The organism is Coprococcus sp. AF19-8AC (assembly GCF_003603115.1).
In the GTDB taxonomy this organism is placed as follows: domain Bacteria; phylum Bacillota; class Clostridia; order Lachnospirales; family Lachnospiraceae; genus Coprococcus; species Coprococcus aceti.
The window spans coordinates 867,582-892,340 of record NZ_QTMI01000001.1; the positions used below are offsets into that span (position 1 = coordinate 867,582).

General features: G+C 43.8%; 23 protein-coding genes. 4 read left to right on the forward strand and 19 right to left on the reverse strand.

What is annotated here, in order from left to right; all coding sequences use genetic code 11:
* Positions 1-15: 15 nt before the first annotated feature.
* The 3 genes from DWX57_RS03945 to DWX57_RS03955 form a co-directional block, all read right to left on the reverse strand.
* Entirely contained in the window at positions 16-1,443 is a 1,428-nt protein-coding gene (locus DWX57_RS03945) for a hypothetical protein (protein WP_117549021.1), read from the reverse strand.
* A gap of 47 nt (positions 1,444-1,490) precedes the next feature.
* Entirely contained in the window at positions 1,491-2,336 is an 846-nt protein-coding gene (locus DWX57_RS03950; protein ID WP_022216549.1) for a hypothetical protein, read from the reverse strand.
* 173 nt (positions 2,337-2,509) lie between these two features.
* Positions 2,510-2,845 (reverse strand): LysM peptidoglycan-binding domain-containing protein, encoded by a 336-nt coding sequence (locus DWX57_RS03955; RefSeq protein WP_022216550.1) that lies wholly within the window; start codon positions 2,843-2,845, stop codon positions 2,510-2,512.
* A 214-nt stretch (positions 2,846-3,059) separates the two neighbouring features.
* On the opposite strand from DWX57_RS03955, the gene DWX57_RS03960 reads away from it, so the two are divergent.
* Positions 3,060-7,280, forward strand: a complete 4,221-nt coding sequence (locus tag DWX57_RS03960; protein WP_120123071.1) for a 2-hydroxyacyl-CoA dehydratase — start codon at positions 3,060-3,062, stop codon at positions 7,278-7,280.
* A gap of 87 nt (positions 7,281-7,367) precedes the next feature.
* Here the strand turns inward: DWX57_RS03960 and DWX57_RS03965 are convergent, their stop codons facing one another.
* From DWX57_RS03965 to DWX57_RS03975, 3 genes are all read right to left on the reverse strand, one after another.
* On the reverse strand, positions 7,368-8,651 hold the full coding sequence (locus DWX57_RS03965) for a hypothetical protein (protein ID WP_117549024.1): 1,284 nt from the start codon (positions 8,649-8,651) through the stop codon (positions 7,368-7,370).
* Positions 8,651-9,607 carry a hypothetical protein gene (locus tag DWX57_RS03970; protein WP_117549025.1) on the reverse strand — a complete coding sequence of 319 codons (957 nt, stop codon included), beginning with the start codon at positions 9,605-9,607 and terminating at the stop codon, positions 8,651-8,653. The genes DWX57_RS03965 and DWX57_RS03970 overlap by 1 nt, the downstream gene beginning before the upstream one ends.
* Positions 9,608-9,693: 86 nt before the next feature.
* The gene (locus tag DWX57_RS03975; protein WP_117549026.1) at positions 9,694-10,152 is read right to left on the reverse strand and encodes a hypothetical protein; all 459 of its coding nucleotides are present in this window, start codon (positions 10,150-10,152) and stop codon (positions 9,694-9,696) included.
* Between the two features lie 155 nt (positions 10,153-10,307).
* Here DWX57_RS03975 and DWX57_RS14680 point away from each other — a divergent pair, with 155 nt between their 5' ends.
* Positions 10,308-10,514: a helix-turn-helix domain-containing protein gene (locus DWX57_RS14680; protein ID WP_055144587.1), complete on the forward strand. Its 207-nt coding sequence runs from the start codon at positions 10,308-10,310 to the stop codon at positions 10,512-10,514.
* Here the strand turns inward: DWX57_RS14680 and DWX57_RS03985 are convergent.
* The 9 genes from DWX57_RS03985 to DWX57_RS04025 form a co-directional block, all read right to left on the reverse strand.
* Complete coding sequence (locus DWX57_RS03985) at positions 10,511-10,906, reverse strand: hypothetical protein (RefSeq protein ID WP_055222548.1); 396 nt, start codon at positions 10,904-10,906, stop codon at positions 10,511-10,513. The two genes, DWX57_RS14680 and DWX57_RS03985, sit on opposite strands and share 4 nt — an antisense overlap.
* A gap of 397 nt (positions 10,907-11,303) precedes the next feature.
* Positions 11,304-12,188: a hypothetical protein gene (locus DWX57_RS03990; protein WP_120123072.1), complete on the reverse strand. Its 885-nt coding sequence runs from the start codon at positions 12,186-12,188 to the stop codon at positions 11,304-11,306.
* Between the two features lie 184 nt (positions 12,189-12,372).
* Positions 12,373-12,615, reverse strand: coding sequence for a hypothetical protein (locus tag DWX57_RS03995; protein ID WP_055222544.1), 243 nt, complete (start codon positions 12,613-12,615; stop codon positions 12,373-12,375).
* A 109-nt stretch (positions 12,616-12,724) separates the two neighbouring features.
* A complete protein-coding gene (locus DWX57_RS04000; protein WP_055144596.1) occupies positions 12,725-13,120 on the reverse strand; it encodes a hypothetical protein in 396 nt (131 codons plus the stop codon).
* 161 nt (positions 13,121-13,281) lie between these two features.
* Positions 13,282-14,667 carry an AAA family ATPase gene (locus DWX57_RS04005; RefSeq protein WP_117549028.1) on the reverse strand — a complete coding sequence of 462 codons (1,386 nt, stop codon included), beginning with the start codon at positions 14,665-14,667 and terminating at the stop codon, positions 13,282-13,284.
* 103 nt (positions 14,668-14,770) lie between these two features.
* Complete coding sequence (locus DWX57_RS04010) at positions 14,771-15,049, reverse strand: hypothetical protein (RefSeq protein ID WP_117549029.1); 279 nt, start codon at positions 15,047-15,049, stop codon at positions 14,771-14,773.
* Between the two features lie 108 nt (positions 15,050-15,157).
* Entirely contained in the window at positions 15,158-16,180 is a 1,023-nt protein-coding gene (locus tag DWX57_RS04015) for a hypothetical protein (RefSeq protein ID WP_120123073.1), read from the reverse strand.
* A 29-nt stretch (positions 16,181-16,209) separates the two neighbouring features.
* Entirely contained in the window at positions 16,210-16,383 is a 174-nt protein-coding gene (locus DWX57_RS04020; protein ID WP_330514390.1) for a DUF1848 family protein, read from the reverse strand.
* Positions 16,384-16,399: 16 nt separating this feature from the next.
* Positions 16,400-17,401, reverse strand: coding sequence for an IS3 family transposase (locus tag DWX57_RS04025; RefSeq protein ID WP_117549032.1), 1,002 nt, complete (start codon positions 17,399-17,401; stop codon positions 16,400-16,402).
* A 234-nt stretch (positions 17,402-17,635) separates the two neighbouring features.
* Between DWX57_RS04025 and DWX57_RS04030 the strand changes: the two genes are divergently transcribed.
* Together DWX57_RS04030 and DWX57_RS04035 are read left to right on the forward strand one after the other, a co-directional pair.
* Entirely contained in the window at positions 17,636-18,109 is a 474-nt protein-coding gene (locus DWX57_RS04030; RefSeq protein WP_117874252.1) for an RNA polymerase sigma factor, read from the forward strand.
* A gap of 3 nt (positions 18,110-18,112) precedes the next feature.
* Entirely contained in the window at positions 18,113-18,838 is a 726-nt protein-coding gene (locus DWX57_RS04035; protein WP_243106166.1) for a hypothetical protein, read from the forward strand.
* Between the two features lie 248 nt (positions 18,839-19,086).
* Here DWX57_RS04035 and hisF read toward each other — a convergent pair whose 3' ends face one another.
* From hisF to DWX57_RS04055, 4 genes are all read right to left on the reverse strand, one after another.
* A complete protein-coding gene (gene hisF, locus DWX57_RS04040) occupies positions 19,087-19,848 on the reverse strand; it encodes an imidazole glycerol phosphate synthase subunit HisF (protein WP_120123074.1) in 762 nt (253 codons plus the stop codon).
* A gap of 3 nt (positions 19,849-19,851) precedes the next feature.
* A complete protein-coding gene (gene hisH, locus DWX57_RS04045; protein ID WP_117549448.1) occupies positions 19,852-20,463 on the reverse strand; it encodes an imidazole glycerol phosphate synthase subunit HisH in 612 nt (203 codons plus the stop codon).
* A gap of 27 nt (positions 20,464-20,490) precedes the next feature.
* Complete coding sequence (locus DWX57_RS04050) at positions 20,491-22,767, reverse strand: DNA gyrase/topoisomerase IV subunit A (protein ID WP_120123075.1); 2,277 nt, start codon at positions 22,765-22,767, stop codon at positions 20,491-20,493.
* 63 nt (positions 22,768-22,830) lie between these two features.
* Positions 22,831-24,732 (reverse strand): DNA gyrase/topoisomerase IV subunit B, encoded by a 1,902-nt coding sequence (locus DWX57_RS04055; RefSeq protein WP_055273466.1) that lies wholly within the window; start codon positions 24,730-24,732, stop codon positions 22,831-22,833.
* Positions 24,733-24,759 lie beyond the last annotated feature (27 nt).

The following is a 24,759-nucleotide window of genomic DNA, read 5'->3' on the forward strand; positions in this document are numbered from 1 at the left end:
CCTGTAATAAACAGTTTATTCTTCCATCATCTGCTTTATAACAATATAGTCCGCAAGAAGTTCACTCTTTTCCCTGCATCTCGAAAGAGATCCGTTTACATATTCCCTGATCTCATCAGTGGTGTTGAAGAAAACAGGTATGTTGGAGAGTATCTTTGCCATGATGGCTCTGTTGACTGTCATTGAGTTGGCTGCAAACAGATCTGCAAACTCATTTGTCAGCTTCTCCTTACATGCAGCTATATAATCAGTATCCACATTGAGTACGCCCATCACAGCTATATTGTCTATATCCACAAACATACTTCCCGAGAGAAGCTTATCCATGATCTCCAGATCTCTGTATGTATCCTGAAGCTCATTTGCGGCAATATCATCGGTGTAACCGGTTGAGATGTCGTACACAGCAGACTCAAGCATTACCTTATGCTCTCCTGCCAGCTCCTGTTCTCCGACGATATCGTCAAGGAGTGCATATACATCCTCAAGATGCTCTCCGTCGTCAGCGACAGCCTTCTCTATGACAGTCATCGCTTTCTTACAGCTCTCAGATACGCCTTTCTTTGAATCCAGCGCAAGCATCATAACATAGAGATCGTTTACAAGCTCTATGATGAGCATATATTCAGTCACAACCGAATTCAGGAATGCTGCACTTCTGTCCAGCACATCAGTGAGCTTTCTGTAACCATCGTAATCAAGAGCAGTGTAATCACCGGCCTTTAAGACCTCAAGCGCCTCATGTAGTTCAGGGTACTCTGTCTCAAATCCCTCTGGAAGTCTTATGAGAGCAGTATTCTCGATCATCTCAATAAACTGGTCAAGAGACTCCTTCTCCACTCCATTATATATATCAAGCGTTTCTCCCAGAATGTCATAGAATCTGTTCTTTGTCATACGTATCGGGAGCTGTCCTATGATGGACTGCAGTTTGGAGTTAATGGCAACCTTGTCCTGATCTGCGAACACAAATCTGTATATCTCTTCTGCAAAGTCACTGACGCCCGCCTCATCGAGCTCCTTAAGCTCCTTCTGTATCTCCTCGTCAACATTCTCCGGATAACTGTATTCTTTCCTGTTTAAAATATACTCATACATCTCAAATGCATCCGTGTATGATGTGAGCACCTTCATCTTGGCTGTTATGGTGTTCCTGACATCCGAGATAAGCTTCATGTCAGCATCCTCGCACACCGTCTTATCTCCCACAACAAAGTCGCCTATCAGCTTGTCGATCACAGCCTGGCACTGAGCGATATATGGATCATCAGGGACATCCCCATCCATATGCATGTCCTTGAGTGTCAGGTAATTCAAGGTGAATTTGTGGCATGCATATTCATAATTTGCTTTCGATGCCACCCCTGCAAACAGTGCAAGATTCCTGTCCAGATCCTTCTTTCTCTGTATATCGGTTATAAGCTTCTTCTCTTCATTATACATAATAAACTTCCTCTTTTATCTTCTTTATAAATCTTTGATCGTATATCCTAGTTGTGTGTATGGGTAAACAGATGATCCTGACAATACTCCTTGTTACCTGTACACTTTGAGCAGTACCTGAACTGCAGATCAGGATAATCTTTGTCCGTTCTTCCACACACAACGCATCTGTGTCCGATATTCTCCTGTTTTGCTGTCCGCACCTGCCTGTTATAATTTCTCCGCCTCTTCATCTGCTTTGGCGAAAACTTTCTGAAGTTCTTCGTGCTCAGATAGAATATCACAAAGCTCACAAGTGACATGGCTATGTTCACTCTTCCCATAAATGTCTCATTGATGAAGTAATACGCTATAATGACGATATACAGTATCGAGAGATACTTCATCTTGATCGGTATGATCATGGCGTATAACACGCTCATGTCAGGATAGCATACCGCTATGGCAAGGAATATGGACATCAATATATAATATGTCGATGCATATGCGAAATAACCAGTCGAGCTCGCGTAATCATACCTTATGATATAGGTACAGAATATGTGTGCAAGCATTATACCGATCATGGTAAACAGCATGGAGCTGAACATGTACAGATTATAAAGGAATGTTCCGATAGTACGTTCCAGCAGAGATCCCAGACTGTAGTAAAATATCAGCATGATTATCGTGAATATATCGACACCGAATACCGGTGGTGTGATTATCCATGTGAAAAGTCTCCACACCTGTCCATGCATTACCGCCGCCGGATCAAGTGTCAACATGAACAGTATCTTTGGCTGGAACATGAACAACAGATATCCTATACCGTAGCCTATGATGAGGTATAATGTGAGGTTTCGAATGGAGTATCTGCCAAACTTCTTCTCGATCTTACTTATTATATTCATAGAAAAACTCCTGTCATACTTTTTTAAACTACACCTTTTGAATTATATAATATAAAAAATGAGTTTACAACAGTAGAATAATTAAGTTTTTCTAACCTGGCGGATAACAGCAAAATAGCTGCCAGCTATAAACCGGCAGCCAGGACAGATATCATACAGCCATGTGCATCCATCTACTTCTGAAAGTCCACATACTTTATCTCCATGTCCGCGGCAAGGGCCATCTTGTAGAGATCCGGATTGAATTTGAACAGATCATCCGGAGATACTCCGGTATTCTTAAGGACATCCTCAAATGTATCTCCATCCTGCACTGTATATATAAGAAAATCTTCCTCCATGATCACGGGAATACACACTTCATCCCCCGGCTGCATATTGTATACGTTGATGTACGGGTTTGCTGATATGATGTCGCTGAGCTTTACCTTGTATATCCTGGACAGCTTATACAGTGTGTCCCCTCTCTTCACTACATGGATAACTCCGTTACAGGTATCAAAATTCATAGCTTACCCCTGAAAGGCTTTTTTATAATATATTCACCTCCGATGATATAGTTACCTGCAAAAAACTTTTATTTTTACATTTTCTGGTAATGGTTAAGTTTTTATAAAGTCATTGTATTTTTTTAAACCCTACACTATAATAAAGTAGCTTTATCGGCAGAAATGTCGAAATCAAACACATTCAACACACAAAAGAAATTGGAAGGGTTGTTTTATGTACACATTAGGAATTGATATTGGATCAACAACAGTTAAGGTTGCTGTCCTTGACAAGGACAACAAGATACTTTTCTCCGATTACAAAAGACATTTTGCAAATATCAAAGAAACACTTAAAGATCTTGTACAGGAAGCAAAGGATGCCCTCGGCGAGAACGAGGTCAATCCATGTATCACCGGTTCTGGTGGACTGGCACTCGCCCAGCTCATCGGTGTGCCATTTACCCAGGAGGTAGTCTGTGTATCAGAGGCACTGCAGGACTATGCACCACAGACCGACGTGGCAATAGAGCTCGGCGGTGAGGATGCCAAGATCATATATTTTACAAACGGAATCGAACAGCGTATGAACGGCGTATGTGCCGGAGGTACCGGTTCTTTCATCGACCAGATGGCTACACTTCTACAGACCGATGCATCAGGTCTTAACGACTATGCAAAGGATTACGATACCATCTACCCTATCGCTGCAAGATGTGGTGTATTTGCCAAGACAGATATACAGCCACTCATCAACGAGGGAGCTACAAAGCCAAACCTGGCCGCTTCCATATTCCAGGCCGTTGTCAACCAGACTATATCCGGTCTTGCATGTGGTAAACCTATCAAGGGCAATGTTGCATTCCTGGGCGGTCCTCTTCACTTCCTTCCGGAACTGAAGAATGCATTTATCCGAACACTCAATCTTACAGGCGACGCCATCATAGATCCAGGACACTCACATCTGTTCGCCGCAGTAGGTGCTGCCATGAACTCCAAACCTGAGGTGTCCATGACGCTTTCAGAGCTCATCCACGCTCTCTCCCAGGAGCTCAATCTCTCCTCTGGTGTGGAGAGACTTGCACCTCTTTTTGAAAGTGATGAGGATTACGAGAAATTCAAGGCAGATCACAACAAGTACGCCGTAAAGCGCGGTGATCTCGCAACATATAAAGGAAACTGTTTCATCGGTGTCGATGCCGGTTCAACCACCACAAAGGTTGCACTTGTCGGTTCTGACGGTGAACTGCTCTACGACTTCTACAGCAGCAACAACGGAAGTCCACTTAACACCACCATCAGAGCTATAAAGGATATATACAGCAAGCTTCCTGAGGGCGCAGTGATCGCAGGCTCATGTTCTACTGGTTACGGTGAGGCTCTTATCAAGCAGGCTCTCTCTCTGGATTTCGGTGAGGTTGAGACAATAGCCCACTACACAGCCGCAGCATTCTTCGACCCTGAGGTCGACTGCATTCTTGATATCGGCGGTCAGGATATGAAGTGTATCAAGATCAAGAACGGCGTTGTAGATAACGTTATGCTGAACGAGGCCTGTTCATCAGGATGTGGATCATTCATAGAGACATTTGCGAAGTCACTGAACTATGACATAGCAGATTTTGCGCACATCGCCATCACAGCGAGAACACCTATAGACCTCGGTTCAAGATGTACCGTTTTCATGAATTCAAAGGTTAAGCAGGCGCAGAAGGAGGGCGCATCCGTGGCTGATATATCCGCCGGACTTGCCTACTCCGTCATCAAAAATGCCCTGCTCAAGGTTATAAAGCTCACGGATCCAAAGGATCTCGGCAAGAACATCGTGGTACAGGGTGGTACCTTCTACAACGATGCAGTTTTAAAGAGTTTTGAAGTCATATCAGGAAGAACAGCCATAAGACCTGACATCTCAGGTATCATGGGTGCTTTTGGTGCTGCCCTCATCGCTAGGAACAAGTACAAAGAGGGATTTGTCACGACTATGCTCCCTATCGAGGAGATAAGAAAGCTCACATATGAGAGCTCCATGACAAGATGTAAAGGATGTACAAACAACTGTCTCCTTACAATAAACAAATTCTCAAACGGCAAGAGGTTCATCACCGGAAACAGATGTGAGAAGGGTGTCGGTCTGAAGAAGAACGCAGACAACATTCCTAACCTCTTTGAATATAAGCTTGGAAGAATATTTGGCTATGAGTCACTTAAACCTGAGGAGGCAAAGCGTGGCGTGATAGGTGTTCCTCGTGTACTCAACATGTACGAGAACTATCCTTTCTGGCACACATTCCTCACAAAGCTTGGATTCTCAGTTGTACTGTCTCCAAAGTCATCGAGAAACATATACAGCCTGGGTATCGAATCAATACCTAGTGAGTCAGAGTGTTACCCTGCCAAGATCTCACACGGACACGTTATGTGGCTGCTGAAAAATGGAATCAAGTCCATCTTCTACCCATGTGTACCATATGAAATGAACGAGACTCCTGAGGCAAACAATCACTACAACTGTCCTATCGTTGCTTCTTATGCAGAGAACATCAAGAACAACATGGAGGAACTCAAGGCTGACGACATAACATTCATCAGACCATTTGTGGCCCTGGACAACGAGGAAGCTCTCGTAAAACGTATGTACCGTGAGATGTCCAAGTACTATGATGTGACAATGGACGAGATTGGAAGCGCCATACATGCGGCGTACGCAGAGGCAGAGAAGGTCAAGGAGGATGTGCGTGCTAAGGGCGAAGAAACTCTCAGATACATTGATGAACACGATATGCTCGGCATAGTTCTGGCTGGTCGTCCATATCATCTGGACCCTGAGATCAACCATGGTCTCCCAGAGCTCATCAACTCATACAAGATTGCTGTATTTACCGAGGATTCAGTCGCACACCTTGGCAAGGTCGAGAGACCTCTTATTGTCTCCGACCAGTGGATGTACCACTCAAGACTGTACAAGGCAGCCAACTACGTCAAGACCTGTGACAACTTAGAGCTCATACAGCTCAACTCATTCGGCTGTGGTCTGGACGCTGTAACAACTGACTGTGTCAACGATATACTTACCAAGTCAGGCAAGATATACACTGTCCTCAAGATCGATGAGGTCAGCAACTTAGGTGCAGCAAGGATCAGAATCAGATCCCTCATAAGCGCGGTCAACTCAAGACATGAACAGCACTACAAGACATGTCCGTCAAGCAGTGCCATCAACAGAATAGAATTTACCAAGGAGATGAAGAAGGACTATACAGTTCTTGCACCTCAGATGTCTCCTATCCATTTCGATCTTCTTGCACCTGCATTCAAGTGCATGGGAATCAACATTGAGATCCTGCCGGATGCAACCAAGGAGACGATAGATGTTGGTCTGAAATATGTAAACAACGACGCATGTTATCCATCTCTGATCGTTGTCGGACAGATGATGAGCGCCATCACTTCAGGAAAGTACGATGTGAACAAGCTGGCTGTCATCATGAGCCAGACAGGAGGCGGATGCCGTGCAACAAACTATGTAGGATTTATCAGACGTGCCCTCTCCAAGGCAGGCTACGGTCAGATACCTGTAATAGCACTGTCAGCCCAGGGCTTTGAGAAGAACTCAGGTTTCAAGATAAGCTACAAGGTCGTAAAGCGTGCAATGCAGGCTCTGATATACGGTGATGTATTCATGAGATGTCTGTACAGGACAAGACCTTACGAGAAGGAAAAGGGTTCGGCAAATGCACTCCATGAGAAATGGAAGAAGGTTTGTCTGGAGAGCCTTACAAAGACCGGAAGCAACGCAGTATTCAAGAAGAATATACAGGGAATCGTCCACGACTTCGATACTCTTCCACTCCTTGATATCAAGAAGCCTAGAGTCGGAATTGTTGGAGAGATACTTGTAAAGTTCCTGCCATCAGCCAACAACCACTTAGTTGACCTGCTGGAAGCAGAGGGAGCAGAGGCTGTTATGCCAGATCTCCTGGACTTCTTCATGTACTGCTTCTACAACAACAATTACAACTATGAGTTCCTTGGCAAGACCAAGAAGGGAGCCATAGTCAGCAACACTGTTATAAAGGTTCTGGAATCCTTCAGAAAACCTGCAAGGGATGCTCTTGAAAAGAGTAAGCGATTCGAGGCTCCTGCCCATATCGAAAAGCTTGCTGCCTATGCAAGACCAATCGTATCCATAGGAAACCAGAACGGTGAGGGATGGTTCCTTACAGGTGAGATGATAGAGCTCATAAAGAGCGGTGCACCTAATATTGTGTGTGCTCAGCCGTTTGCATGCCTTCCAAACCACATCGTGGGCAAGGGTGTTATCAAGCATCTGCGTGAGGCCTACCCTGACGCCAACATTGTGGCAGTCGACTATGATCCTGGTGCATCCGAGGTCAACCAGGTCAACAGAATCAAGCTCATGCTTGCCGCTGCGAACAAGAATATGAATAAATAAAAGATAGTTATATAACGCTAAAGGCACATCACATACAGAATATTTCTGCATGTGATGTGCCTTTTTCACGTTATGAATTACCTAGGTTTAATTATATCTTTTCATGAACCGCTGCTTATCTTTGCTTAACTGTTCTGCACATGCGATCCTCTCATCACCGGTTATCCGGCTGTCAAACCAGTTGTCGTTGTCATCAGAAAACCATCCCGCAAAGTAATCCGAGCAACCCTCAGGTATAACGCCATTCCGCTCCCTGAGTTCCTCATGTGCGTCGCTTACCACCTGTGTCTTCCAGATGTCCACAACTGACTGATATTCATCCGGATCGGTATCATCGATGGTCCTTATATCAAATATCGTGTCCGGCGCCAGACCGGGATCCATCTCTATAATTCCAAATCTACAATACTGGGCTCTGTTCTCCATGACCTTGAGGCTTCTGTCCGTATAATAATCCCTTCCCAGTATATACACACCACATCCGGTGGCGGGATCTACCTTGAGCGGAATACATATATCTGTTCTCTGCTCTGTGTTCAGGATGTCCAGAAGCTTTGTGCTCTCCTCCTCTAGCCTGTTCTCATCTCTCTGTGGCTCAACAACTGAACTGCCTAAAAAAGGATTATTCAGCCTCTTAGTCTGAAATAACTGTTCAACAAGATCAAGACTTTTATCCTTCTTTCTTGGAATAAGGTTCTCCATCTCTGAGACGTTATCCATACGGCCTGTATCCTCACCGCTTCTGATCTGTCTGAATCCCATGTCGTAGAATTTGGCGGCTATATCATACATTATTATGGAATACAGCATCTCGTATGTTATCATCTGTACAATGCCGGGGCTCTGGCAATCTTCGCACGGAAGGTCTATATCGGACTCATCCAGAGAAACAGGAACCACATCGTCATCTCGAAAACACTCTCTTACTGTTCTGTCAAATAACTCCTTGTCTTCACCGGCAGTCTTGAGCAAAGCTTTGAGTTTGTCTTTTGTCTTACGTTTTCCAGCCGCAAGCTCATCTTCCAGCCTGTCAAAACCCCTTCTGATGAGCTGTCTGTTTTTCACTCTGGCCATGGTCTTCCTGTTGCCATACACTACACCGGCTTTGTCTTTTTCCATGTTGATCTTCGGCATATTGAGCTTTATTCTGATATATCCCTCCATGAACCCAGGAATATCGATCTCTCCGCGGTCGTATCTCAACTGGAGTCTCCGGAGTTTTATGTAATTTCTTTTATCATCCCCAGCTTCCCGGGTATCGATGTCTTTCTCGTATTCATCCCTTATATATGTGAATATTGCAGACTTCTCTATTTTCTCATCAAAGTCTTTTTTGAGATTTTTGTAGTATTCCCTCTTAAAATCCTTCATCAGTCATCCGCCCCGCCTTCTGCGTGCTTCTTTGCCGCGTAGCTCACCATGCGCTGTGCCCTTTTCATGTAAATGTATGAGTCAGAAAATGCATCCTCAAATCCATATGACGATGCATTTATGCTGCACAGATAGATATTGAGCATCCTCTTTACTACATTTGCAAGATCGATATCCTGCGGAAGTTCATCGGAAAAATATATTTCCCTGAAGCGTCTGTATTTCGTGCAGAACACGTCAGGATTCTGGACATCACAAATCCCAATGAGCTCTGGCATCTCTTCCCCAGTTACCGATTCGCTCCAATCTTCCATTTCCTCTCTTATCTCCTCAGGAAGATCTTCTATTTCCTGATATGAACCGTTGATACGCTCCACATCTTTCTCATAGAGCTTATTTGCCCTGTCAAGCATCTCATCTGTTATCAGGCTTTTTATCTTCTCACCTGAAAGCAGCTCGTATAAAGAATCACAATATGCCAGAAGATTGGCACGCTGTACACCACCGCAGTAGAACTCGGTAAACACATCGTCATATCTCATCTCACCTGATCCAAGCTCCTCTGCCATCATGTATATCTGTTCAAATGTCGGCACCGGCAGTTCAACCAGCTCTTCATCACCCAGATAATCCTCCGTCAATATTACCTTTATTGCAAGATACATAAAATCGCTCAGATATTCCCGGAGCACATCCGGCATGTGCTCAGAAGTGACCGACCTGAAACCGTTTTCTCTCCACATGTTGTTGGCTGTTCCATACTCTTCTATACGATCTACATTCGCCGCTATGAAGCTATCTATACGTTCCTCGCTGACTACACCATTAACATCCGTAATCTCCGGCAAAAACGATCTGTTCCTGCCGCTCATCTCAGCTTCAATGTCGCGCAGCTTTTTCTCAAAGCTGTACTGACGGAAGCTCATATTTCTCATTTTATCTACCATATACCCCATAAATATTGCTCCTTGTATATTATTTATATTCATTTTCATACTTACATCTGTCCATGTCAAACATATTCTCTGTTTTTTCCGGTTAATTACTTACATACCTTATCGTCATTCTCCATTTCAGTATGTCGATTTAAATACCTTCCATTCCGGATGTTCCTGATCACCATGTCCGCAGCAACGCTGCTGAGTGTTATCTTAGTAACACCTTCCGACGTGGTATATCTTCCCATGCCTATCTTTTTACCTTTTTTCGTTACGACGCAGTCATACTTTCCTCTTGAACCTTCCTTACTCATCAGATATTTGTCTGACACAAGCCCCATCACAATGGAATATGTATTTAACATATCCTCCTGTATCACCTCTGCCAGGTCATATATATCAATACACTCTCTTACCTTGAATACAAGTCTGTTGAGAGTGCACCCATACTTAAAATCCATCCTGTCAACATGCCCGGCAGCGTAATAAATTATGTCCGTAATTATACGGAAACGTTCCTTTTCCAACTGTTCCAGCCCAGGCTGGTCTGTATTTTTACCCATCATATTCCTCCTCTATGTCACAAATGTCTGCAGATCAATTATATTTCTTTATTATTTCTTCCCTCCTATATCACTGCTTGCGTTTTATAGTCAACTTATTGAGCATATTAATTGTATGAAATGTGATAGTTTTAACAGTAATGGAGGTTTTTCATATGATTTCTTATAGACCCTTTTACGAAACACTATACAAAAAGAACATCACTGAATATGCTCTCATATTTAAGCACGGCATACCGGCCAATACCATTCACAGAATGAAACATGGTGAAGCCATAACTACAAAGACTCTCGATGTTCTCTGTAACATTCTCGACTGTCCGGTATCCGATATAATTGAATTTGTCAAATCTGACAGCTAGATAAATTCCTTTTCCACATCTATGTACTCGCCTCTGGCAATCATTTGTACATATCTAAGCAATTCTTTCTTTGTCTCCCTGGCTTTCTGCAGCCTGCAGATCAGCTTTTTGATTTCCTCGTCATCAAGAAGATTGTTTGGATATCGACACAGATTGATAAAAATATCATCCTCGGTTGATGAATATATCATCGGCATCCCATCGCCATTCACCTTCATTTTCACAACAACTGCCAGATTCTGCATGTCCAGCTCATTATTTTTCAGGTCTCCCATATAGTCGCAAAAATAATTAAATGCAACATAATAGTCATCATTCTCTATCTTGAGAGTTGAGATATAATTCTGTTTCTCCGCATATAAATTGCTTCTTATTAACTTGAATTTCTTCATAAACATTGCCTCCTTTTCTTATACTGGTATGTCTCAAGCTTCTATATCATAATATCAGCCGTTTATTTTTCTTCCGTTTTTTTTACATAAAAATACCCTCTTTATCGGTTGACCGGTAAAGAGGGTAAATATCTCAATATTTATGATAGCGTTTTTAGGTGTTATTGGTGTTACTATGTTCTATGGCACGACATTAGGAGTTTGTCGGAAGTATGGGCTGCTTATATCAGACGGTACACTTTCTATAGTTGGTTTGCTCTTTAATTTTGGTATCTGTGTGTTATCAAAATAAAACCCAGTCCATAATCTGAATTATAAGCTGGGTTTCTTGTTACTGATGCTAAAGCATAACATGAAAAAAGCCCTGATATCGCTATCAGAGCCTTTATTTCATGTGTTACTTTCTGGCACCACAGACACTGCATTCTTTATGTGTGATGGCATCATGGTGTCTTGTGCCAGTCTGTACCTTTTCAGTACCAACCCACACTGAACCCCAACCGATGCTAAGTGCACATCTACCAGCTGGGTCTGGGTCTGGGCAGTTAGGAAAACAGCTCACACAATGGTCTGCACACCATCTTTGTTTTGCACTAGGCTGTTCAAGGTCATCGGCAAGAGTTCCATCAGGCCAGTAGCTGTGATTCTCATATACATCCTGCTCTTCATAGATAGGCTCATCCCACTCATCCTTATCTACAACTGTCTTCCATGTATGCTGGTGAGCCACTACTAAACGAAGTGTCTCTACTTTATTGTTTGAATATCTGACTGTGATCTTTACTGTACCCTTCTTCTTAGTGGTAACAGTAAAGGATTTCTTGTTCTTTGCAAGCTTTACTGTCGCAAGCTTTGTATTAGAGCTCTTCACATACTTGAGCTTTATGTTGGTGTTTATTACACGCTTTTTAGACGGACTCATTGTAAATTTCGTAGTTCTGACTACGTTACATACTATACGTCTCTTGTCCTTTGTGATCACCGTAAACTTTGTTTTTCCGTTACGGATTCCTGACACAACCACCTTGCGTGATGATGCTTTTCTCATCTTCACTGCACTCTGGCTTCCAAAGCTTATCTTTGCAATATCAGCCGGCATGGTGATAGTCTTTCTCTCTCTTCCTGCCAGATAGCACGTCATAGTCTTGGTCGACTTATACGCTGTGCTCTTACTGGTTGTTGCAGCATTTGCCGAAACATTAGGTATCAGTGATAATGCCATCACACATACCATAATCAAAGTTACAATTCTGGTTATAAAACCTGTCTCACTCTTTTTCATATTACATTCCCTCCTTCGTATAATGCACCGTATTTACGGTATCCCTCACACTAAAATAATTGATGTGCTATATGGATATGCAATACACACACTTATTTTCTTATTATACAGTACAAGCTACATCATAGTCAATATGTTGAGTATTTACATTGCATACATTTTCATAACTAATATTGGAACTATTTTAAATATCCATAGTCCAGATTTTTATTTTCATTTCAAAGAAGTCTACTATATCACCCCCATTACTCAGATTCCATCCGGACTTTATATACTCATCCGTCCACTCAATTACTATATCTGCCATCTCGTCCAACGGAATATTTGGCAATGGCCTGAGACATTCACCTACTCCGTACATCCTGGCAAGACATATTGCAATTTTCACCCAGTTTTTTTCGTACATTTTAATCTCTGTATCATCCATACTCTTTTACACCTCCGCAATATTCCTCTAACTCTCAAGCTCATATACGAAGTATAATCTTCCAACATAGATATTCCGTATAAAAAACGGAGATTTTTGCCAGGCAATGCTATTTTCTTTTATTTTTCACTTTATCATCCGGCTGTATGAATTTTAGCTTATCAGGGGTGCGGTAGCTGAAATGTACCGTGTACATATCTCCCTTTTCTGCCTGCAGATTTATTGTCTGCAGATCTTCAACGACATACTTTTTGCCATCATAGGTATATTCCAATGTGAGTTTCTGGCTGTATCCACCCATCATATCGTCATTTGTCACCTCTGTCACGGTTGCGACAGCTTCAGAGTGGATACGCCGGTTCTGAATATACATTCTCACAAAAAATATTACTACAATTACCAATGCTGTGATCTTCATAATCTTCCACAGCATTACCAGCTTCTCGCGGCCAAATGCATACATGACAATAAAACAAAAAAGAAACGCTTCTAAACAATACAGCATATATTTTTACCTCCTGCAATCAAATACCTAACCTGTAAACAAATCATATCACCAGTTATATTTCTTCCGTTTTTTCAACGGCAGGCAAACGACCAGACAAAAAAGAACCACAATGCATAATTTGCATTGCAGTTCTCCCGCTGATATCTGATTATATTTATCTAAGCAATAGTGTACTCCGTCCTGTTACAGTCCTCAAAAAGCTCATCATCAAGCTTTCTCTGTAGCTGTGAGCGGATAAATCGCACTCCCATTCTGTTTTCGGCCGCCTGCTTTGCCAGCTTGTGCTTTGCATTAGCTGACATCTTCAGCCGCACCCCGTAATAGTCCGCAATCTTATCGACCGGACTGATCCCTTTGGCATTTAAGATGGCGTAGAAATCATCCTCTGTCATCTCATTTAGCTGCACTATAGTGCCTATACGACCGGCGACCTCGCTTCTGACATTTGCGTACTGCACCAGATCTTCCTGAGTGAATGTACTCCTGTATCCGTCAAATGACTCGTCAGACGATACTGCACCAAAACCTATAGCCCTGCTCTTATTCACAGCCACATCCTTCGCTCTGACCATGGAATCGAAGGAACCCAGGAACACAAAACTTACATTTGATGTATCTATATCAAGAGCTGGTTCACTGTTCGACGGATTGCCATCAAAATGAACCATGTCCCCCTCCAGGACCTTCAGCAGTTCATTCTGGACTATGTAACTGTAATGCCTGTCGTCCGCATCCTCGAACATCTTGTCAGCCTCATCAAGGACAATGATAAGGTGGCCCATTTTATCCTGAGGCACCACATCGAACAGATTTCTGACTTTTGTATTGCCCTTCCAGCCCGTGCCCGTCAGAGAGGTGGCATTGTGGATCACTATGTTCGGATATAGCTTTGCGAGCTGCCTGAATATCTCTGTCTTGCCACAGCCGGTAGGGCCTGCAAAGAGTACATTCTGCCTCCTGCCATTCACATGGTTCCAGAGGAGCATGGCAGCGGCGCGCTTTGCCTCCTTCTGGCCGTACACATTCCGATCAAGGTACTTGTATATCCTGGCAGGTGAACTCAATATATGACTCACCTGTCCGGATGCTTCTGACGGAATCTCATCTTCATAAAGGATATCCTCCTCTATTTCCTCAGTCTCACCATCAGTCCTCCTGTCGTGATGATTTCCGAATATTATATCACTTACCCGCTCACTCACATCTGAGTCACACGGAATGCTCTCCTGGTCAGTCCTGCTGTATGCACACATAAGCGTAGCTGAAATGTCCTCCACATCCTCGTCCCGGATGTTCAGGTTTTCCAGAGCTGTGAGCAGCAATTCTCCGACCGTTTTGCTGGTTTTGTGCTGCCAAACCCTGTTCAATTCTTCAACCTTATCAAGCTCCTCATAATACTCTTCATCCGTCATAGAGTCATAGACCCCAGCCTTTGCCCTTTTGGTGAAGTCGACCGCAGGATTGGTTATGCTCCTGTTTCTGAATCCTCTTCCTGCCGCCTTGATAAGTTCTGCATAAAGTCCTTTCATATTTGTTATATCCATGTGTAAACTCCTTTCTTTCTCCGAAGTGTATGCAAATGTTTTGTTTTCATGATTAGAGTATACACACGATATTTTTATGTCTCGTAAATTCTACGATCGTTTCTCATCTGCCACAGCTCAAGCTTCTCTCCGTCGGCACACTTTTTCCTGTATAGAAATGATTCTGTTCGTATCTGAAGTAATATTTTTTATTCTCCTCAGTGTCATTTATGATTTCCATATCCTGATATCCGGGTCTTGTAATATGCCTAGGTTTTAACTGACTCACCTTGAGTCCCCTGCGGGCCAGGCAGTCAACAAGATATGTCGCATATCTCGTATCATATGCATGATAATGCTCAAGTCTCTGTGGCTTTCTACTATATGTAACCGCTATATACAAACACTCTTCGTAGGTATTCCTTCAAATTAACTACATTTGCCATGATTATCTTATGTTCTTTCTACTGCTGCTTCCATTACTGTACTGATAATAAAATTCTGTCTCTGTCTAATACAGAGAATCGGGACCGTATGTTCTCTCCATTCTGTACAACATATCCGTCTTCTCCATCGCCTTCCTGATGTAGATAACCGCATCTGCCATGTCATATGCATTGCCATATATTGATATGTTGTGCTTACATAGATACATATCAAGAGCCCCTTCGACCCCCTTTGTCATGATGTACAGATAGCTATACGGCACCTCGTCTGAATAGAGAAGCGCCATAAACTCCCTGAACCGTGCGCAGAATGTCTCCGCATCCGCCACATGTTCGTGAAGATATTTCCACGGCTCAAGATCATGGAAAAATGGCTTCTCCTTCAATGGGATACCGCATCCTTCCATAAAGAATTCATATTCTTCTTCATCTCCACCTATACCATAATCACAGTCCATAATATCAGCAGGAGATTCATTTGAACTCCGAACATCCCCGCTCTCAGCCTCAAGCTGCTCAAATGCGACTTCCATCCTTCTTTTCATGTCCGGTGTCATCCATGTGTCCTCTGTGCTGTCACTTAGCCAGTAATACACCTCAATGCCCCACGAGATGACTCCTGAATCCGACAGAAAACCATCACACTCATATTCCATGAGCAGATTATCCTTGTCCTGCCCAGAATTGAAATTCCTGCATCCTGCAAGTATTGTGTTAAATGACTCATCGGGAAGCGTCTCAATCTTATTCTCCAGCCAATCAAGCTTGAGCAGAGACATGCGGACAGCCAGGTACAAATACAGTCTCATATATCTGCAAAAGCTCTTCTGCCCGGGCAGAGCTTTCTCATCAACTATCCTGCCAAACCAGAGCATGTTTTTGCCAGCATATATATCCATCAGATCTAAAAACTCACCTATGAAGGCCTGCGTTTTAGACTCACTGAACTTTCCGTTCTCATCTGTTACATATGGGACGATCGAGTGAGACCTCCCGCTTATGATCTTTTCAAATTCGTCCATGAGATCATGGTATTTTTTCTTATTTTCGCTGACCTCATTGAGTCTTTGTCTCTCAAACCAATCCACGATCATTCCTCCTTATCACCCGTCCTAACTTACAGACTCCTATGTTTTTTCTTCATAACCGAGTGAAATGCAGGAATGAGCTGTCCCTTTTTATCAGGCAGATTCGTCTCCATATCCTTGCCGTAACACTGGAAATAGTATTTGTAAGCATCCAGTTCCGAAAGCCTTGGAAGCATCGGTATGGGATTCTTTGTCCAGAACACAATGCAGTCAACCACCTCAGGTGAGAGGTCTATCCTGCTTATATCTCACCTCATAAGGAGGCTTGTTATTGTTGTAAGTATGTGGCCGCGTCGTATTGTAGTAATTCTCCACAAAATCATCTACTGCATCGTACAGCTCGCTCTCATTACCATAGCTTTTTCGGTTGATCAGCTCGCTCTTTAACGTGCTGAAATACCTTTCCATGGGTGCATTGCTGTAGGGATGCCCCGGAGGGCTCATACTCTGACGGATACCTCTCTCTAGACAATATGTCGTGAATTCCTCCGATGTAAATTCATTTCCCTGATCAGAGTGAAGGATCAGCCTCCGTGGATCTATTTCTTTATCTGTGGACAGAGCCTTTTTCAAAGTCTTTATAGCAAGTTTCGAGGTCATTTCAGTGCCACACAGAGACGCTACAATACTCCTGTCATACAGATCCATAATGGCACAGTTGAACCGTATACTTCCATTTTCAAGTGCGATGAATGTAAAATCTATGCTCCACTTCTCATTTACCCGGCCCGCCTTGAAATTACCCTTTAAAATATCCGGGCAAATGTGAAAAGGCATGCGCTTTTCATACGGAGGATGTCTGGCACCAACCACCGAACACAATCCAAGTTCCTGGTTCATATACTTTCTCGTTGTCTCAAGGCTGATATTATAACCCCTCTGAAGCAGATAGTAATGCATTTTTCTGTATCCGTCGGTGCCATTATGCTCTTCATATATAGAACGGATCTCATCTAAGATCTGATCTTTCTGTGCCTTGCACCCATCTCTTTTACTGTGCAGGTAATTATAGTACACACTTGGCGACAGCCCAAACTCGTTCAAAAGCCAGCGCACGCCAAACCTGCCACTATACTTTTCTATGAATTCGTATATTGCTTCCCTACTCTCGCCATCCAGATCTTCTGACCTCAGCCGTGTAAAAGAAATCTTCTTATCGGTCTCAGCAAGCTTCTGCAATAGACCGCTCAGATACGGATCTTTCCTTTTCGCCATGCTCATACGCAGTCCTCCTTTTTTGTAAAATCAATATCTCATGTCAGGTCTTATTGTACATCTGATACATTTTTGTCCCGTACAAATTACGAAGCAATTTTCAATATTGATTTTTGGATAGAAATTTTCGTATCCATGTGCTATTTTGATACTTTGATTTGTTTTATATATGAGAACTCAATTGAGAAGGAACAAGATTCCTGATTCTCTCATACATACAAACCACGGAGGTGATGACACTTGAAGCAGCAGCAACTGCTTGAACTATATGACAATTACTCGGACAATGCATTCCGTCTGGCCATGAGTTTTCTTGGCAATATAGTGGATTCCGAAGACATTGTCCAGAATGTATATACCAAGCTTATAGAAAAAAGTCCTCACATATCAAAGGGATGTGAGAAGTCCTATATTCTCACCATGACCGCAAATATGTGCAGAAACCATTTGAAATCAGCGGCAAACAGACTGAACAGCAGCTATGAAGAGCTGGCAAACGATGATCTCACAAGTGGCTTCAATATGGAGGAACAGTCAATGTTTGCAGCCATAAACAGGCTGCCCGATACATACAGCACGGCCCTGTATCTGCACTACTACGAGGGGTATTCATTCAAGGAGATCGCTAAGATGCTTCATTTGTCAGTCTCAGCAGTCTCCATGCGGATATCCCGCGGAAGGGATCAGCTAAAAGAATTTTTAAAGGAGGAATAGATCATGAATAATAAAGATATAAACGAATTATACAAAGCTACCATGGACAATGTGACCATGCCCCAGGATGACAAAGACGATCTCAGGGCAAAGCTTGCCGAACAGGCTCAAACCGGCAGATCTGGTCACAGACTCGCCCGCGTCGGCAAATATGCCGCCATCGCCGCTGCCGTGTGCGCAGTTCTTCTGTGCATCCCAGCGACAAGAACAACCGTCTCAGCAGCCATAGACTACATAAAGCAGACCTTCCACCTGGCAAATGGTACCGAAGTGACATACGAGGAAAACAGTGAGGGAAACTCCATACAGTTCACCATATCTACAGATGATGTCAACGGTTACACGAAAGTTGAAAACGGCCGTCTCTACCTTGTTCTCGGAGATACCAAGGAAGATATCACCGACAAATGCGGTCCTGACAAATATTTCCGTCATGAGATCAAGAATGCGGACGGCTCACACAGCGTCATTCTCATCGGAGGTACACCTGATAGCTGCGGCTGGTGCGAGCTCTTCTTCGACAAGAATGGAAAATATGTATTTAACAACATGAACGTTCAAGACTACAACGACCCATGGCTTAATGACGCCCTGCATGCCGAGGGTGTTGACACAGGCAATCCTTATCTGGATGACACAACAACTGAGGATTCTTCTGACAGCGTATATAGTGTAGGCCAGTCTGTAGATGACAACGCCTCAGAAAATGCTACTTATATTGAGCAGTAATAAGTTTAAATTGTCTAATCTAAGCTATTTCACTCTTCAGGGGAACTTTCCCCTGAAGAGTATTTTATTTAAATAAGGACACAAAATTATCGCCAATTTGACGTTAAAATTAAAAAAGATACAACTTCTTTTGAAATTGTATCTTTTTTAAGATTTGAGACAAAAAGCCGATAATTATGTATCCTTTTTTCTGAAAATCATGTTCTTAGAGAAATCATCCAATCTAAATACACTAAAGAAAATCCTCTCTACAGTCTCATAGGAATTCCCTTGTCCTGGAGATATCTCTTCAAAACTCCTATCTCAAGCTCTTTATAATGGAACAGGGATGCCGCAAGTGCTGCGTCCGCACCGCCCTCTGTCAGGGCATCATAGAAATGATCCTTAGTTCCTGCACCGCCTGAAGCTATGACCGGGATGTTCACGTTGTCTGCTATGGTTCTGGTGAGTTCTATGTCATATCCCGCCTTTGTTCCATCGCAGTCCATGCTGGTAAGTAATATCTCTCCTGCGCCAAGTTCTGCGGCCTTCATAGCCCACTCAACTGCATCTATTCCACAGTCGATTCTGCCGCCGTGCTTGTATATGTTCCAGCCTGAACCATCATCACGTCTCTTGGCATCTATTGCTAAGACTACGCACTGGCTGCCAAACTTGTCAGCGGCATCAGCTATAAGCGTCGGATTGTCTATGGCTGCCGAGTTCACGGATATCTTGTCTGCACCCTCACGGAGTATTGCCTTAAAGTCATCGACAGTTCTTATTCCGCCGCCGACTGTGAACGGAATGAAGATAGTCTCAGCAACTCTTCTTACCATGTCGACAACTATATTTCTCTGGTCTGATGAAGCTGTTATGTCAAGGAAAACAAGCTCATCAGCGCCCGCCTTGTCATACGCTGCACCGACGGCAACCGGATCCCCGGCATCTATGAGATTTACGAAATTTACGCCCTTTACAACTCGTCCGTTCTTCACATCAAGACAAGGTATTATTCTCTTTGTATGCATGTCCTACACCTCCAGCTCTATAAAATTCTTCAGTATCTTAAGTCCAACCTCTGAGCTCTTCTCAGGATGGAACTGACATGCAAATACATTGCCGTGCTCCACAGATGCATGAATCTGTGTTGAATAGAATGTGGACGCTGCCACATCCTCAGGATTCTTTGCCTTCAGATAATATGAATGAACGAAGTAGACATATGGATTCTCAGGAAGCCCCTTAAAAAGTCTTGCCTTTGGATTTATCTCAAGGTTATTCCATCCAATCTGTGGTATCTTAAGTCCCGGTGCATCCGGTATGCGGAGTATCTCACCATCAAGGATTCCAAGTCCTGTTGCCTCCGGCGACTCCTCGCTGGTCTTGAACAGAAGCTGAAGTCCAAGACATATCCCAAGAAACGGCTTGCCTGCATCCACAACATCATAGATGACATTCTCAAGGCCGTACTCCCTGATCTTTCCCATAGCGTCCCCAAAGCTTCCAACTCCAGGTAAGATAACCTTGTCACTCGCCATGATCACATCTCTGTCCCTTGTGATGACAGCCTCCTCGCCGAGATACTGGACTGCCTTCTCAACACTCTTTATGTTACCTGCGTCATAATCCAAAATTGAAATCATCTGTCTCTGTCCTTTCAAAAGTTTTTTCTAGAACCTCAGCTTGCTTCCCTTGCCGCCGCGCTTGCCCGGCTTAACTCTGGTAAAGATTATCTCGTTATCTCCAACCTTGAAGGTATCCTTTGTGCTTCCCACAAATACCGACTCAAGGACATCGTCACCCTCTAAGTTGATGAGCTTGACTCCCGCTGCGCCCTTGCCCTTCTCAGGAATCTCCGCTGCGTCAACTCTTATGTAATAGCCCTTCTCTGACTGTGCGATTATGAAGTCGCCCTCGGAGATTTTGCCGATATATATGATATCATCACCGACTTTTGAAGCATTTGCAGCACGCCTTGTGGTGTCAAATGCGGAGCCGTCAACAACCTTGGCAAGCCCCTTCTTACTGACGAACAGCAGCTTGTCAGTCACAAAATGCTCTATGCAGTCCATGAACAGGATATTCTCGTCACCATTCATGTTGCAGAACTCGAACACCTGGATTCCCTTGTCGGCAAGACGTCCTATGAGGCTTCCTCCGCCCTTCTTGCTGGTGTTCTTCTTCGCCTGAAGCTTAATGATGTCTGCAACCTTGATCGTATACACCTGATTATTGTCAGCAAATACCGCTATCCTGTCAAGATTCTGACACTTAACCGCAAATCTGTAATCCTTCGTGATCTGGTCGATGTTCTTCTCGTATACATTTGCATCTACAACCTTGATGTAATAGAATCTGTCGAGAAGTACAGCCACATCTGTAGCCACGACCTCAGCCTTCTTCACAACAACAGTTCCATAGTTATGGATCTGAGTCCTTCTAGGTATGGCATACTTTGCCTTGATCTCAAGCATATCATCTATCATCTGCTGCTTCATTGCATCTCTTGACTCCATGAGCCTTGTATACTTCTTGATGAGTTTCTCAGCGTCAGAAAGCTCCTTCTTTAAGGCATTGATCTCCAGGCCTATAAGCTTCTGAAGTCTCATGGCAAGTATCGCATCCGCCTGTTTCTCTGTGAAACACAGGAACTTTGCGTCCGCCTCTGAGCCCTTGAATCTGAACTTGATATTTGATGTATCGCCGTGCATGAGGCACGCCTTTGCATCTGCAACCTTTGTACTTCCGCGGAGTATCTCTATGATCAGGTCTATGCAATCGACAGCGGTTAAGAGTCCCATCTTGATCTCTCTGATCTCCTCCTGCTGTGCAAGAAGCTTTCTGTACTTCGTATCATACAGACCGTACTTGAAATCTGTATAAACCTTGAGTATCTTCTTAAGTCCCATTACCTCAGGCTTACCATTGTTGATACAGTTGATATTCACGCCAAACGTATCCTCAAGGGCAGCCTTCTTATATAATATATTGATAATGTTCTGTATCTCCTCGTCAGAGGTTCCCTTCTTCACATCGATACACAGACATTCACCGTTCTTGTCTCCTCTGTCCGCGATATCCACGACCGCTGGAAGCTCTCTGTTTCTGACAAGCTCTGCGACAGTATCAAGGAACTTGGCAGTACCTCCGATCATTGTATATGGAAGCTCTGTGACACAGATACTCTTTCTTCCGTATCCGATATCCCTGACCTCTACCTTACCGCGCACCTTGATCTTGCCAAGTCCTGTGGCATACACATTATACAACTCCTCAGGTGTTGCATTGATGATTCCACCTGTGGCAAAATCCGGTCCCGGCATGAGCGCAAGCAGATTCTCAAGCTCTATCTCAGGATCATTCAGGTATGCAACAGTTGCATCTATGACCTCACCAAGATTGTGTGTAGGAATATTTGTCGCCATACCTACTGCTATACCGGTTGAACCGCTCACCAGGATATTTGGCACCTGGAAAGGCAGGAAAGTCGGCTCTGTCTCCGTTCCGTCAAAGTTTGGTATGAACTGATCCTTGAAGAACGGAAGATCCTTCATGCACACATCCTCTGTGTACTTAGATATACGCGCCTCAGTGTATCGCATGGCAGCCGCACCGGAACCGTCCACCGCGCCAAAGTTGCCGTGTGGGTCAACAAGTGGTATCGGCAGTTTCCAGTTCTGTGCCATATTTACAAGTCCTTCATATATGGAACTATCTCCGTGTGGGTGATATTTACCCATTGTATCTCCGACTATTCTCGCACATTTTCTGTGTGGCTTGTCGGAGCCTGCAAGACCATCCAGTGAGTAAAGTATCCTTCTCTGGACAGGCTTTAATCCATCCCTTACATCCGGGAGCGCTCTCTCTGTTATAACCGACATGGAATAATCCACATAGGACTGTCCCATCTCGCTCTCATAATCTACATTTAATATCTTTTCCGACATGATCTATCCCTTTCATCATACAAACTGTGAAAACGCGCTGCTAAGCATTCCCAAATATCACTTTTATATATCTAGCACCGCATCCGCACTGTGTGTCTCTATGTACTCTCTTCTAGGCGCAACCTCAGTTCCCATGAGCGTCTGTGTGAGCTGATTTGCCTCAACACGGCTGTTCACTGATACCTGCTTTAAAAGTCTTGTCTCAGGGTTCATGGTCGTCTCATAGAGCTGGTCTGCATCCATCTCACCAAGACCCTTGTATCTCTGGATCGTGAACTTGTTCGTGTGTGTCTTTCTGTACTTTGCAAGCTCATCATCTGAGTACAGATATTTGATGTTCTTGCCCTCGCCAACTCTGTAGAGAGGCGGAATAGCTATGTATATATGTCCCTCGCTGATAAGGTCAGGGTAAAATCTATAGAAGAATGTAAGCAGAAGTGTCGCTATGTGGGCACCATCCACATCGGCATCAGTCATGATGATTATCTTGTCGTAATTCAGCTTGCTTATATCGAAATCATTGCCGTATCCCTGCATGAAGCCACAGCCAAATGCATTGATGAGTGCTTTGATCTCGGCATTCTCAAGCACCTTTGCAACAGGCTTCTTCTCCACGTTGAGTATCTTACCTCTAAGTGGAAGTATTGCCTGATACTTTCTGTTTCTCGCGGTCTTGGCTGAGCCTCCCGCCGAATCTCCCTCGACTATGAATATCTCGCATTTAGACGAATCTGAGGACTCCTGCTTTGCAAGCTTGCCATTTCCCTCAAATGAAAACTTGTTTATATTGATCTTGGACTTCTCAAGCGCCTTTCTCTTGGAGAGAGCCACCGCCCTGTCCACTATATCCTTCAGCACATCATAATTTCTGTCAAAATAAACTGTGAGCTGTTCCTTCACGATATCGTCGACGGCCTTTGACACGTCCGTGTTGGAAAGCTTTGTCTTAGTCTGTCCCTCGAACTGAGGATCCGGATGCTTCACGGATATGATAGCCTGCATGCCAGATCTTATATCTGCACCTGTCAGATTGGAATCCTTCTCTTTCAGAGTTCCAAGCTCATTTCTCGCATAATTATTGATAAGCTTGGCAAATGCTGACTTGAATCCTGTCACATGGGTTCCACCTTCAGGATTCGTGATATTGTTGGTAAATCCTATGATATTCTCCTCGCCGTCCTCCGTCATCAGAAATACTATATCTGCGGCGATTCCGTCCTTCTCCCCCGATATGGCGACAACCGGTGATGTATGTGTGAGTCCCTGGGATATATCCTCAACAAATGCTGCAAGTCCCCCTGGCTGATGGAACACTATAGGCTCCTCGCCATCCCTCTTGTTCTGGAATGTGATCGTAAGATTCGGATTCAGATATGCTGTCTCCTTGATCCTCTGCTTGATGGCGTCCGCCTTGAACTTTACTGTCTCAAATATTGTATCATCAGGATAGAGTGTCACAGTTGTACCTGTTCTCTTTTCCTTGAGTTTTGTCTTTGGAAGCATACCGTCAACAAGTTCAGTTGTCGGTATTCCCTTCTCGTATGTATCGTGATAGAGATAGCCATCCCTGGCAACATCTACTATAAGCTTGTTAGACAGTGCATTTACAACTGCAGAACCTACTCCGTGAAGTCCGCCGCTTATCTTGTAGGTGGAGCTGTTAAACTTACCACCTGCATGCAATACTGTGTATACAACACGCTCCGCAGGAATTCCCTCCTGCTCATGTATATCGACAGGAACGCCTCGTCCATCGTCAGACACGGTTGCCGAGCCATCCTCGTTGATGCTCACCCATATATTGTTGCAATACCCCGCCAGATGCTCATCCACCGAGTTGTCTATAAGCTCCTGTATGAGGTGGTTCAGTCCGCTTCGCCCTGTGTTGCCGATGTACATTCCCGGTCTCAGTCTTACCGGCTCAAGGCCCTTTAACACCTCAATGTTTTTTGCACTGTATGACATAATCTTCTCCCATTTTATAAATATATT